General features: G+C 71.7%; 6 protein-coding genes. 2 read left to right on the top strand and 4 right to left on the bottom strand.

What is annotated here, in order from left to right; all coding sequences use genetic code 11:
• Positions 1-168 precede the first annotated feature (168 nt).
• Together AB0J21_RS07965 and AB0J21_RS07960 are read left to right on the top strand one after the other, a co-directional pair.
• Positions 169-2,418: a bifunctional glycosyltransferase family 2 protein/CDP-glycerol:glycerophosphate glycerophosphotransferase gene (locus AB0J21_RS07965; protein ID WP_363144981.1), complete on the top strand. Its 2,250-nt coding sequence runs from the start codon at positions 169-171 to the stop codon at positions 2,416-2,418.
• Between the two features lie 17 nt (positions 2,419-2,435).
• The gene (locus AB0J21_RS07960) at positions 2,436-6,053 is read left to right on the top strand and encodes a CDP-glycerol glycerophosphotransferase family protein (protein WP_363144980.1); all 3,618 of its coding nucleotides are present in this window, start codon (positions 2,436-2,438) and stop codon (positions 6,051-6,053) included.
• Between the two features lie 77 nt (positions 6,054-6,130).
• On the opposite strand, the gene obgE is transcribed toward AB0J21_RS07960, so the two are convergent.
• From obgE to AB0J21_RS07940, 4 genes are all read right to left on the bottom strand, one after another.
• Complete coding sequence (gene obgE / locus AB0J21_RS07955; RefSeq protein WP_363144979.1) at positions 6,131-7,570, bottom strand: GTPase ObgE; 1,440 nt, start codon at positions 7,568-7,570, stop codon at positions 6,131-6,133.
• A 228-nt stretch (positions 7,571-7,798) separates the two neighbouring features.
• A complete protein-coding gene (gene rpmA / locus AB0J21_RS07950; RefSeq protein WP_363144978.1) occupies positions 7,799-8,053 on the bottom strand; it encodes a 50S ribosomal protein L27 in 255 nt (84 codons plus the stop codon).
• A gap of 14 nt (positions 8,054-8,067) precedes the next feature.
• Positions 8,068-8,388, bottom strand: a complete 321-nt coding sequence (gene rplU, locus AB0J21_RS07945; RefSeq protein ID WP_363144977.1) for a 50S ribosomal protein L21 — start codon at positions 8,386-8,388, stop codon at positions 8,068-8,070.
• 274 nt (positions 8,389-8,662) lie between these two features.
• Positions 8,663-12,988 carry an Rne/Rng family ribonuclease gene (locus AB0J21_RS07940; protein ID WP_363144976.1) on the bottom strand — a complete coding sequence of 1,442 codons (4,326 nt, stop codon included), beginning with the start codon at positions 12,986-12,988 and terminating at the stop codon, positions 8,663-8,665.
• Positions 12,989-13,203 lie beyond the last annotated feature (215 nt).

Below are 13,203 nucleotides of genomic sequence, written 5' to 3'. Positions count from 1 at the left end.
ATTTGATACTAGTTTTCCTCTCTCCCTGACCAACATCACCCTTGTGCACGGCGCTACTGTCTCCGATAAAACATCTGATGAATCGCTAGGCTTCGGCGGCGCTGACCTGCCCCTGACAGCAGAGGCTGATTCGTTGTCCGTCTCCTTGCCCCTGGAACAGGTTGAGAGATGCCTAGATTCACCCTGATCGTGCCCGTCTACAGGGTGCAGAGCTACCTGGCGGAATGCCTCGACTCCGTACTGGGACAGAGCTTCGGGGACTTCGAGGTCGTCGCGGTCGACGACTGCTCTCCCGACGCCTCGGGCAGGATCCTGGACTCCTACGCGGAGCGGGACGCACGACTTCAGGTGATCCACCTGCCGGAGAACGTCGGTCTGGGCCGCGCCCGCAACGCCGGACTGGCCCATGCCAGGGGCGAGTACATCCTGTTCCTCGACAGCGACGACACCCTCACTCCGGGCACGCTGGAGGCGCTGGACGCGCGGATCGGCCGGGCCGGGCAGCCCGACATCCTGATCTACGACTACGCGCGGACCTACTGGAACGGCCGGAAGCTTCGCAACACCCTGTCCTCGCTGCTGGACGAGTCGGGCCCGGCCTCCTTCGCGCTGTCCGAAAGACCGCAACTGCTCGAACTCCTGCAAATCGTCTGGAACAAGGCCTACCGACGCGAGTTCGTGGACGCCCTGGGGCTGACCTTCCCGCCGGGGTACTACGAGGACGCGCCGTGGACGTACTGCGCGCTGGTCGGTGCCGAGTCGATAGCCGTCCTCGACCGGGTCTGCGTCCTGTACCGGCAGCGACGCGAGGGCGGCAACATCCTCCAGACCGTCAGCCGTAAGCACTTCGACGCCTTCGACCAGTACGCGAGGGTCTTCGACTTCCTGGACCGGCGTCCCGAACTGGCGCGCTGGCGCAGTGCCTTGTTCCGCAAGATGATCGACCACTACCTGACCATCCTGGAACGTCCCGGACGGCTGCCCCAGTCCGCGCGGGCGGAGTTCTTCCACCGGGCGGCCGCCGACTACCGCACGCGGCTGCCGAAGGACTTCAGCCGGCCGACCGGCAGGCGTGGTTACAAGTACGCGATGCTGGAGCGCGACTCGTACTCCGTGATGGCCGGGACCAGTACCGCCGCCCGCACCCGCCGCAAGGTGCGCAGCCAGACCAAGAAGACGGTCAACCAGTCCAAGCGCACGGCGATGGGGCTGCTGTACCGGTCCCAGCTGCGCGGCTCGCTCGACCCCAATCTCGCACTGTTCTCGGCGTATTGGAGTAAGAGCGTCTCCTGCAATCCCGCCGCCATCGACGCGGAGCTGGGCCGCACCGCCCCCCACATCCGCCGCGTGTGGGCAGTACGGCCGGACCACCGGGACCGGATACCGGAGGGGGTCGAGGCGGTCAGCCTCGGCTCCCGCGAGTTCTGGAACATCGCGGCACGTGCCACCTACTTCGTCAACAACGTGAACTTCGGTGACGCCCTGGTCAAGCGAGAGGGCCAGATCCACCTGCAGACCCACCACGGCACCCCGCTCAAGACCATGGGGCTCGACCAGCGCAACTACCCGGCCTCCACCAAAATGGATTTCGGGCAGCTTCTGCGGCGCTGCGACCGCTGGGACTACAGCCTGTCCTCCAACGGCCACTCGACTGCCATCTGGGAACGGGTCTATCCCTGTTCCTACGCCTCTCTCGACAGCGGATACCCCCGCAACGACGTCCTCGTGAACGCCACAGCGGCCGATGTCCTCAAGGCCCGGGCCTCGCTGGGGCTGGCGGAAGGCACCAAGGTCTTCCTCTACATGCCGACCCACCGCGAGTACGAGGCGGGTTTCCGTTCCCGGCTCGACCTGGCGAGGACGGCCCAGCGACTGGGCCCCGACTCAGTCCTGCTGGTACGGGGGCACTACTTCTACGACGCCGGAGCGGTACTCTCCACCCCGGACGGGGCGGGACGGGTCGTGGACGTGTCCGCTCACCCGAGGGTCGAGACCCTGTACCTGGCGTCGGACGCGCTGATCACCGACTACTCCTCGGCGATGTTCGACTACGCCAACCTCGACCGGCCGATCATCGTCTACGCGGACGACTGGGACATCTACTCGGTCGTGCGAGGCACCTATTTCGACCTCCTGAACGAGGCCCCGGGCCCGGTGGCCGTCTCCGAGGACGAACTGCTCGACATCCTGACGTCCGGCGAGTGGGAGAGGGACGAGTCGACAGCGCGACGCGCGGCCTTCCGCCGCCGCTTCTGCGAGTTCGACGACGGCCGCGCCGCGGAACGCGTGGTGCGTCAGGTGTTCCTGGGCGAGGAGCAACCACTCCCGCACATCCCGTTCGAGGAGCGCGTCCCCGCCCCCTCCCCCTCCGCACTTCTTCAGCAACCGGCCGCCACCGCACCGGTTCAGCGGGCTTGACCGAGAGGAACTTTCGCATGGCCCCCCGCCTGAGCGTCATCGTCCCCATCTACGACGTGGAGGCATACCTCCCGGCCTGCCTCGACTCGCTGCGCGCGCAGACGCTGCGGGAGCTGGAGGTCATCATGGTGGACGACGGCTCCCCCGACGACTCGGCCACCATCGCCGCCGAGTACGCCGCGGCCGACCCGCGTTTCCGACTGGTGCGCAAGGAGAACGCCGGGCTCGGCGCGGCTCGCAACACGGGCTGCGAGCACCTGCACCCGGCCTCCGAGTTCATCACCTTCGTGGACAGCGACGACACGGTGCCGCCGGACGCGTACCGGCTGATGGTCACGAGCCTGGACGAGAGCGGATCCGATTTCGCCCTGGGGAACGTGCAGCACCTCAACAGCGCCAAGGTGTGGCAGTCCCCCATGCACCGCTTCCTGGCGGGCTACAACGCCAAGCGCACCCATGTCACCGAGGACAAGCGGCTGTTGCGCGACCGCACCGCCTGGAACAAGGTCTTCCGCAGGCGCTTCTGGGAGAAGCACCAGTTGTCCTTCCCGGAGGGGGTCCTGTACGAGGACACCCCCGCGACGATCCCCGCGCACTTCCTGGCCGAGGCCGTGGACGTGATCGGGGAGACCGTCTACTACTGGCGACTGCGCCAGGGCGAGGGCAACGCCTCCATCACCCAGCGGCGCACCGAGGTGCGCGGGCTGCGCGACCGGGTCGCCGCCGTCGAGGGCGTCAGCCACTTCCTGGCCGCCCGCCCCGAGCCGGAGGCCGCGGAACTCAAGCGGGCTTATGACCGCTCCGCTCTCACCGACGATCTGAGGCTGTTCCTCAACGTCCTGCCGGACGCCGGCGAGGAGTTCCGCGCCGAGTTCCTGCACCACGTCAACCGCTACCTCGACGGAATCGACCCCGAGGCCGTCATGGGACTGCCCACGCAGCCCCGCATCAAATGGCTTCTCGTGCGCAAGCACGCCATGGACGAACTGGTCGCCATCATGGAGGCCGAACGCCAGGGCGACCGCGGCGAGGTCGAGGGGCTGGTACGCAAGTACGCGAGCTACCCGGCGCTGCGCGCGGCCCGCGGACTGCTGCCCAAGAGCGTGCGCCGCATCGACCAGGACCTGGGGCTGTGGACCACCCTGCGCGAGATAGCGTGGGAGGGCGGCCACCTGCGGCTGGCCGGGCACGCCTCCATCCAGCGGATGAACCAGTCCTCCAAGCACAGTTCGGTCAAGGTCCTCGCTCTCCAGCGCGAGGGCAGCCGCCGCCCCCTCCTGATCCCGCTGCGCAACGTGTACAGCCCCGAGGCGACAGCCGTCGCCAAGCGCGCCGACACCAACTACGACTGGGCCGGCTGGGAGGTCAGCCTCGATCCGCGCAAGCTGCGCAAGGGCGGAACCTGGGAAGAGGGCGTCTGGCGCGTGGGCATGGCGATGGCCTCCGGTGGCCTGCTGCGTAAGCGTTCCATCGGCGCGAAGGGCCCCGACAGCCCCGGCGCCCCGCCCTACCAGTGGCTGGACCGCGACTACCGGCTGCTGCCCTTCGCCGAGAAGAACGCGCTGCGGCTGCGTGTCGAACGTGTCCGCGCGCTCGTCACCGGCTACGCGCTGATCGGCGGCTCGGTCGAGATCAGTGGCGAGGTCCGTGACCGGCTCCGCGACGAGGACACCCTCTCCCTGAAGGTCACCAACCGCAACACCGGCGAGATCCACCAGTACCCGGCGACGATCCGCCCGCAGGTCGGCGGCGACGACACCTTCCGGGTTCTGGTCCCACTCGCCGACGTGGCCCTCCTTCCCCCCGAGATGCCGGATCAGGATCAGGATCAGACAACCGAGCGGACCGAGGCCGGGGCGGATGTGCTCGCCGCCCGCCGCAACTGGAGCACCGCCCTCCTCGTCACCGCGCCCGACGGAAAGTCCCGGCAGCTGTCCACGGTCGTACGCGAGGGGCTCGCGGACGGGCAGTTCACCCTGCCCCCGGAACTGGCCCCGGGAGCCGAAGGCTATGAGGTCGGCCTCTACGCGGGCAGCAACGGCTATCTCAAGTTCACCGGCCGACCGGTGCAGGCCGCCATCACGAAGGTCGAGTGGGACGGCGAGCGCTTCGTCGTGCACGGCCGGTCGCCGATCGGCCTGGACGGCGCCCAGTTCCTGGTCAAGGCCCGGGACCGCTTCGACGAGAAGACCGCCTCGCTGCGGCTGCTCCCGGACGGCGGGTTCGTCGCTTCCTTCACCCCGGCCCGTATGTCGGGACCGCGGCAGAACCTGCCGCTGCGCGGCGGCCGCTGGAACTTCTTCCTGCGCGTGCCGGGCCGGCCGCTCGACATTCCCACCGTCATCGACCGGCTCGCCGTCGACTCCTTCCCCGTACGCGGCGAGGTGGGCCGCGACAGCTTCGACTTCGAGGCGCGCTGGTACAACTTCCCGCAGCTCAACTGCCGCTCCGACCTCGATGTCCGGGACCAGGGCCCGTACAACCAGGCACGTATGCGCACCGAGGTGTACGAGGCGGGCCGCGAGCGGCCGCTGCGGGACGCGGTGCTGTTCATCAGCTTCAACGGCCGCCAGTTCTCCGACAGCCCGCGCGCGGTCCACGAGGAACTGCTGCGCCGCGGCAGCGACCTCGAACAGCTGTGGGCCGTACGGGACAACCAGGTCGAGCTGCCCTCCACGGTCGCCCCGGTACGGTACTGGAGCAAGGAGTGGTACGACGCGCTGGCCCGCGCCCGCTACATCGTCACCAACGCCCACCTCCCCCACTGGGTCGAACGGCGCCCGGGGCAGGTGATCGTACAGACCTGGCACGGAACGATGCTCAAGAAGATCGGCCTCGACATCGACGCCCCGGCCTTCGACCCGAAGTACCACGAGCGGCTGCTCCAGGAGTCCCCCAACTGGTCGGTCCTCGTCTCCGCGAACCCCTTCAGCACGCCGATCCTGCGCCGCGCCATGGCCTACCGGGGCGAGGTCCTGGAGACCGGCTACCCGCGCAACGACCAGCTGTACGCGCCGGACCGCGAGCAGCGCGCCCGCAGGACGCGGGAGGCGCTGGGCATCCCCGCGCACAAGAAGGTCGTGCTGTACGCGCCGACCTGGCGCGACGACCAGGCCCACCGAAGGGGACAGTTCCGCCTCGATCTCCAGCTCGACACCGAGGAGGCGCAGCGCCGGCTTGGCGCCGACCACGTGCTGCTGGTGCGCCGCCACTCCAACGTCGTCGACAGCGTCGAGGGCGCGGGAAACGGCTTCGTCTTCGACGTCTCCGACTACCCGGACATCGCGGACCTCTATCTGGCGGCGGACATCCTCGTGACGGACTACTCCTCGGTGATGTTCGACTACGCGCACCTGAAGCGGCCGATGCTGTTCTTCACGTACGACCTGGAGCACTACCGCGACACCCTGCGCGGCTTCTACTTCGATTTCGAGCGGGAGGCGCCCGGGCCCATGCTGTCGGACTCGCAGGAGCTGATCACGGCGATCCGCAACGTCGATGTCGTCTCGGAGACCTACAGCGACCGCTACCGCCGCTTCCACGAGCGCTTCTGCGCCCAGGACGACGGCGGCGCCTCGCACCGGGTGGCGGACCGGATGCTGGAACTGGGCTCACAGTTGCGGCACGAGGGCTGAGTCGCCGCAGCACAACGCGGAGGGGCGGCGGGCGAGTGACACTCACTCTCCCGCCGCCCCTCCGGGGTTGTCCGGGATCAGAACGGCTTGAAGCCGTCGTACTCCCGCTGGGCCTCGTCGCGTTCGGCCTCGCGGTCGCGGCGGCGGGAGGCGGCCGGGCGGGGGGCCTCCAGGCGGTGGTCCTCGCCTCGGCGGCCGAGCATCTCGGCGCCGGCCAGCATCGTGGGCTCCCAGTCGAAGACCACGGCGTTCTCCTCGGGGCCGATGGCCACGCCGTCCCCGGCGCGGGCGCCGGCCTTCATCAGCTGCTCCTCGACGCCGAGGCGGCTGAGCCGGTCGGCGAGGTAGCCGACGGCCTCGTCGTTGGAGAAGTCGGTCTGGTGCACCCAGCGCTCCGGCTTCTCGCCGCGCACCCGGTAGACGTCCTCGGCCTCCTCGTAGACGACGGTGAAGCCGCTGTCGTCGACCGCCTTGGGGCGGATGACGACGCGGGTCGCCTCCTGGTCGGGCTTGGCGGCGCGGGCCTTCGCGATGACGTCGGCGAGCGCGAAGGACAGCTCCCGCAGACCGGTGTGGGCGACGGCCGACACCTCGAAGACGCGGAAGCCGCGGGCCTCCAGGTCGGGGCGGACCATCTCGGCCAGCTCCTTGCCGTCCGGGATGTCGACCTTGTTGAGGACGACGACGCGCGGGCGCCGGTTGAGGCCGCCGTACTGCTTCAGCTCCTCCTCGATCATGTCGAGGTCGGAGAGCGGGTCGCGGTCCGACTCCAGCGTCGCGGTGTCCAGGACGTGCACGAGTACCGAGCAGCGCTCGACGTGCCGCAGGAACTCCAGGCCCAGGCCCTTGCCCTGGCTCGCGCCGGGGATGAGGCCGGGGACGTCGGCGACGGTGTAGACGGTCGAACCGGCGGTGACGACGCCCAGGTTGGGGACGAGGGTGGTGAAGGGGTAGTCCGCGATCTTCGGCTTGGCGGCCGACATGACGGAGATCAGGGAGGACTTGCCCGCGCTCGGGAAGCCGACGAGCGCCACGTCGGCGACCGTCTTGAGCTCCAGGACGACCTCGCCGAGGTCCCCGGGCTCCCCGAGCAGCGCGAAGCCGGGCGCCTTGCGGCGGGCCGAGGCCAGCGCCGCGTTGCCCAGTCCCCCGCGACCGCCCTGCGCCGCGACGTAGGTCGTGCCCTGGCCGACGAGGTCGGCGAGGACGTTCCCGGCGCGGTCGAGGACGACGGTGCCGTCGGGGACGGGCAGGACGAGGTCCGAGCCGTCCTTGCCGGAGCGGTTGCCGCCCTCACCGGGCTTGCCGTTGGTGGCCTTGCGGTGCGGGCTGTGGTGATAGTCCAGGAGGGTGGTCACGGACTGCTCGACGACGAGGACGACATCGCCGCCCCGCCCGCCGTTGCCGCCGTCCGGGCCGCCGAGCGGCTTGAACTTCTCCCGGTGGACGGAGGCACAGCCGTGGCCTCCGTTACCCGCGGCGACGTGCAGTTCGACGCGGTCCACGAAGGTGGTCATGGTGGGTGCCTCCAGTTACTGCGGTTCTCGCGTACGGAACGTCCCGTACGGCTTTTCACGACAGGGTGCGGCGGGGGGCGGCCGGTACAGACGGCCTGTTCCACCGCTGCGCGCAACACGCGCGCTCTCACAGGTCTCAACACACGAAGGGCGGACCCGCTTCCCGTACGGGCTGTGCCGTAGGGAAAGGAGTCCGCCCTCGCGGGAAAACCGTGTGCGGTGCCTGGATCAGGCGACCGGGACGATGTTCACGACGTTGCGCCCACGGTGGGTGCCGAACTGCACGGCGCCCGCGTTCAGCGCGAACAGGGTGTCGTCGCCGCCGCGGCCGACGCCGGAGCCCGGGTGGAAGTGGGTGCCGCGCTGGCGGACGATGATCTCACCGGCGTTGACGACCTGACCGCCGAAGCGCTTCACGCCGAGCCGCTGAGCATTGGAGTCGCGACCGTTCCGAGTGGACGATGCGCCCTTCTTGTGTGCCATGTCTTCTCAGTCCCTTACTTCGCAGCCGTGGGGATCGCCGTGACCTTGACCGCCGTGTACTGCTGGCGGTGGCCCTGACGACGGCGGTAGCCGGTCTTGTTCTTGTAGCGCAGGATGTCGATCTTGGCGCCCTTGTGGTGGTCCACGACCTCGGCCGTGACCTTGAGGCCGGCCAGCACCCACGGGTCGCTGGTGACGGCGTCGCCGTCGACGAGCAGCAGGGTCGAGAGCTCGACCGTGTCGCCTACCTTGGCAGTGGAAATCTTGTCAACCTCAACGATGTCGTCGACAGCAACCTTGTGCTGGCGACCACCGCTGCGCACGATGGCGTACACGCGGATCTCACTCTCTGTGCTCGAACGGGACTTCTGATGCCAGCCGCTCCGTCGAAGGCCGTGAAGGGCCCCCGGTCAACCGGAAGGACGGTGAGCGGCCTCCCCGGGTGATGAGGCGGCAATGCGCCTCCCACCAGGAGGTGGGGTGCTCAGAAGGTGGCGTAGAGACGCCGAGGGTCAAGGCTACGGGGCCCGGTCCGAAGGGTCAAACCGGGCCCCGTCACCCCGGTGATCGGGGGATCACGGCGGCCGGGGGCGCGGGGCCCCCGGGCCGTCAGGACTCCTGGGAGTCCACGGCCGCGGAGGTCTCCGGGGCCTGCGCGGAGACACCGGTGGCGGACTGCTCCGCCGCCGCCGTCCGCTTCGTGGTCCGCTTGGCCGTCGTCTTCTTGGCGGCGGTCTTCGCGGGGGCGGCCTTCTTGGCTGCGGTCTTCTTCGCCGCCGCCTTGCGGGCCGGGGCCTTCTTGGCGGGCGCCTCCTCGGCGGCCGGCTCCTGCGCGGCGGGGGCCTCGGCGGCCTCCGGTGCGGCGGGCTCCTCGGCGGCGGTCTTCTTCCCCGTCGCCTTCTTGGTGCCCGCCTTCTTGGCGGGAGCCTTCTTGGCCGGGGCCTTCTTGGCGGTGGCCGCCTTCTTCGCCGTCGTCGCCTTCTTGGCCGCCGTCTTGCGGGCGGTCTTCTTCGCGGGCTCGGCGCTCTCCTCGGCGGGGGCCTCGGCGGGCTCCGCCCCGGTCTGCGCCTTGGGGGCGGAGACGACCACGACGGCGGCCTCGTCGGCGGCGGTGGACACCGGGGCGGCCACCTCGCGCACGACCCGGCGCCGGGCGCGGGCCGGAGCGGGCTCCGGCTTGGACGCGGCGGCGGGCTCCGGCTCGGGGGCCGGGGCGGGCTCGGTCTCCTGGACGGCGACGACGACCTCGACCGGCTCCGCGGACTCCTTGGGCGCACCGGCCGGGGCCGTGGCCTTCCGGGTGGCGCGGCGCCGGGTACGGCCCTTCGGGGCGGCGGACTCGGCGGGCGCGGCCTCGGCCTCGGGCACCGCCTCGACGACCGGTTCGGCGACCGGAGCGGGGGTGGGCTCGACGACGGTCTCGGCCTTCGCCTCGGCCCCGCCGTCCGCTCCGTCCTTCAGCACCTCGGGGTCGTAGTTGCCGACGGCGTCCTGCGAGGTCTGCTCCTCGCTGCCGCGCGGCGCCCCGGCGGGCGCGGAGGCCCTGCGGGAGGCGCGGCGCCGGGAGCGGTCGCGCCGGCCACCGCGTCCCGCGGCGGCCTCGGCCTCGGCGGCGCTGCTGTACAGCTCCTCGTCGGGCGTGAACTGCGGCGAGGGGAGCGCGGTGGGCTCGGCGGCCTCGGCGGCCACCTCGGCCTCCGTCTCCGTCGCGGCCTGCGGCTCGTGCTCGTGGGCCGGCTCGGCCGTCACGGCGTGCTCGTGCTCGTGGCCCGAGTCGCCCTTGCCCTTCTTCTTGGCGCGCTTGCCGCCCCCGCCGCCACCGGCCGCGGTGGGCTGGTCGAGGTGGACGATGACGCCGCGCCCGTTGCAGTGCACGCAGGTCTCGGAGAAGGACTCCAGGAGCCCCTGGCCGACCCGCTTGCGGGTCATCTGCACGAGGCCGAGCGAGGTGACCTCGGCGACCTGGTGCTTGGTGCGGTCGCGGCCCAGGCACTCCAGGAGGCGGCGCAGCACGAGGTCGCGGTTGGACTCCAGGACCATGTCGATGAAGTCGATGACGACGATGCCGCCGAGGTCGCGCAGCCGCAGCTGGCGCACGATCTCCTCGGCCGCCTCCAGGTTGTTCCTGGTGACGGTCTCCTCCAGGTTGCCGCCCTGGCCGGTGAACTTACCGGTGTTGACGTCGACCACGATCATGGCCTCGGTCTTGTCGATCACGAGGGAGCCGCCGGAGGGCAGCCACACCTTGCGGTCGAGGGCCTTCGCGAGCTGCTCGTCGATGCGGTACGTCGCGAAGACGTCGACCTCGGAGGTCCACTTCGAGAGCCGGTCGACCAGGTCGGGGGCGACGTGCGAGACGTAGCCGTGGATGGTCTGCCACGCGGTGTCGCCGCTGACGACGACCTTGGTGAAGTCCTCGTTGAAGATGTCCCGCACGACCCGGACGGTCATGTCGGGCTCGCCGTAGAGCAGCGTCGGCGCGTTGCCGCTCTTGGCCTTCTTCTGGATCTCCTCCCACTGCCCCTGGAGGCGTTCGACGTCGCGGCGCAGCTCGTCCTCGCTCGCGCCCTCGGCGGCGGTGCGCACGATGACGCCCGCGTCCTCGGGGACGATCTTCTTGAGGATGGTCTTGAGCCGGGCCCGCTCGGTGTCGGGCAGCTTGCGGCTGATCCCGGTCATCGAGCCCTCGGGCACGTACACGAGGTAACGGCCCGGGAGGGAGACCTGGCTGGTGAGACGGGCGCCCTTGTGGCCGATGGGGTCCTTGGTGACCTGCACCAGGACCGGCTGGCCGGACTTGAGGGCGGTCTCGATGCGGCGCGGGCCGCCCGAGAGGCCGAGCGCCTCGAAGTTGACCTCACCGGCGTACAGCACGGCGTTGCGGCCCTTGCCGATGTCGATGAAGGCGGCCTCCATCGAGGGCAGGACGTTCTGCACCTTGCCGAGGTAGACGTTGCCGACGTACGAGGTCGACTGCTCCTTGTTGACGTAGTGCTCGACGAGGACGTCGTCCTCCAGCACGCCGATCTGGGTGCGCTCGCCGTTCTCGCGGACCACCATGACGCGCTCGACGGCCTCGCGGCGCGCCAGGAACTCCGCCTCGCTGATGATCGGCACGCGGCGACGGCCCTGCTCGCGGCCCTCGCGACGGCGCTGCTTCTTGGCTTCCAGGCGGGTGGAGCCCTTGATGGACTGCACCTCGTCGCTGGGGTCGGTCTCCCTGCGGCGTTCCTTGGGCTCGCGGACCTTGACCACGGTGCGCTCGGGGTCGTCGGCCCCGGGGCGGGGGTCGTGGTCGGCGCTCGCGTCGCCCGCGCGGCGCCTGCGACGGCGCCGCCTGCGGCTGCTGGAGGAGCCCGAGTAGTCGTCCTCGCCGCGCTCGGCGGGGTACTCGTCCGCCTCCTGCCCGGCCGGCTCCTCGTCGTCCTCGGCCCGTACGGTGTCCGCCTCGCGCTCGCGGCGGCGCTCACCGGCGCCGGAGGGCGCGGGGACGGCGGAGTCCTGGGGGGCCTCGGCGGACTCGTCCGCGTCCTCGGTCTCGCCCTGCTCGGTGTCGTTCTCGTACCGGTCGCCGTACTGGTCCTGCTCGGCGGACTCGCCCCGGCGACGGCGACGGCCGCCCCGGCGACGGCGCCTGCTCGGGCGCTCGCCCGCGTCCTCGTGCTCGCCGTGCTCGCTGTCGGCGGAGGCGGTGGCCTCGGTGGCGGTCTCGTCCGTGCTCTCGGGGGCCGGTACGGCGGCCTGCGGGGCCTCGGGCGCCGGCTGCGTGTCCTCGGCCTCGGTGCGGGCCGGGGTGTCCTGGGCGGCGCCGCGCTTCCTGCGGTCCTGGCGGGACTCGGCGGCGGGGGCCTGCTGCGGTTCCCCGCCCCGGCGGCGCTTGCGGCCGCGCGAGCCGGACTCGGGGGCCTCCTGCGGCTGCGCGGGCTGCTCCTGGGCTTCCTCGTCGGCCTCGGCGTAGCCGGCGGCGGCCGCGATGGCGGCGCGCTCCGGGGTCTGGAACATGGGCTCGGCGAAGACGGGGGCGCGGAAGACCGGCACGGCGGGGCGGGCGGTCTTGCGGTCGGCCTCGGCGTCGTCGGCGGCGGCGCGCCGGCTGCCGGGCTGCGGCTCCGAGAAGGTGACCTTGCGCGCGGGGCGACGGCGGGCGCGACGCTGGCCGCCCTCCTCCGCACCGGAGGCGCCGGTGCCGGCGGGCTCGTGCTGCTCGGTCGCGGTGTTCTCCTCGGCGGGCTCCGCCGTGACGGGCTCGGCCTTGCGGCGCGAGCCGCGGCGGGCGGCGCGCGGGGCGGTGGGCTCCTCGGTGGCGGGGGCGGCCGGGGCCTCGGCCGCGGGCACCTCCTCGGCGCTCTCCACGGCCTCGGTCGCCTCGGTGGGCTCGGGGCTGCCGGTGGGGGCCGTGGCCCTGCGGGTGGCGCGGCGCCGGGCACGCGGGGCGGGGGCCGGTCCGGTGTCGGCGGCGCCGGACTCGGCGGGCGTCTCCTCGGCGGCCAAAGCGGTGCTCTCGGCGGCGGGCTCGGCGGGCGGCGGGGAGCCGGCCGGAGCGGTGGCCTTACGGGTCGCACGGCGGCGCGGGCGGGCCGGAGCGGCCTCCTGCGCGGCGGGCGCCTCGGGCTGGGGGGCCGCGGCCTCGGGCACCGTCTCGACGGCGGCCGGCTCGGCGGGCGGCGGGGAGCCGGCCGGAGCGGTGGCCTTACGGGTCGCGCGACGCCGCGGGCGGGCCGGAGCGGCCTCTTCGGCGGCGGCGGGGGTGGTAGTGGTGTCGTCCTTCGCCTCGGCCGTGGTGGCCGGTTCGGCCTGCTCGGCGGCGCCGCTCACGGGCGGGCCCGCGGGGCGGGAGGCGGCGCGGCGCCTGCGGCGCGGCGGCAGGGTGTCGCTGGGCGAGGAGTCCTCGCCGTTCGTGGGTCCGGCGGTTCCGGGTTCGGTCGGTTCAAGCATTGCGGGCGGTTCTCCCGTCGGGCTCCCGGGCGCCGCGCCTGTTCCGGTGACGTCCGCGGGCCCGCGCTGTACGCGGGGCCGCCGTCCGGGGCGCGGGCGCCGCTCGGGAGCTTTCAGTGTCTGTCTCGCCGGTTCCGTACGCGGGATGCGTACGGCCTGGCGAAAGTCTTGTGGTCGTATCGCTCCGCCCGACCCAGGTGGCTCCCGAGTGCGAG

This window comes from Streptomyces sp. NPDC049954, from assembly GCF_040656295.1.
Taxonomy (GTDB): Bacteria; Actinomycetota; Actinomycetes; order Streptomycetales; family Streptomycetaceae; genus Streptomyces.
Note: the sequence above shows the minus strand (reverse complement) of the source record. Positions and strands in the feature narration are given on the sequence as shown.

What these genes read in the sequence shown, in the direction of transcription:
- AB0J21_RS07965 (WP_363144981.1), top strand. Translation starts at nt 169, where the DNA reads ATGCCTAGATTCACCCTGATCGTGCCCGTCTACAGGGTGCAGAGCTAC.
- AB0J21_RS07960 (WP_363144980.1), top strand. Translation starts at nt 2,436, where the DNA reads ATGGCCCCCCGCCTGAGCGTCATCGTCCCCATCTACGACGTGGAGGCA.
- obgE (WP_363144979.1), bottom strand. Translation starts at nt 7,570, where the DNA reads ATGACCACCTTCGTGGACCGCGTCGAACTGCACGTCGCCGCGGGTAAC.
- rpmA (WP_363144978.1), bottom strand. Translation starts at nt 8,053, where the DNA reads ATGGCACACAAGAAGGGCGCATCGTCCACTCGGAACGGTCGCGACTCC.
- AB0J21_RS07940 (WP_363144976.1), bottom strand. Translation starts at nt 12,988, where the DNA reads ATGCTTGAACCGACCGAACCCGGAACCGCCGGACCCACGAACGGCGAG.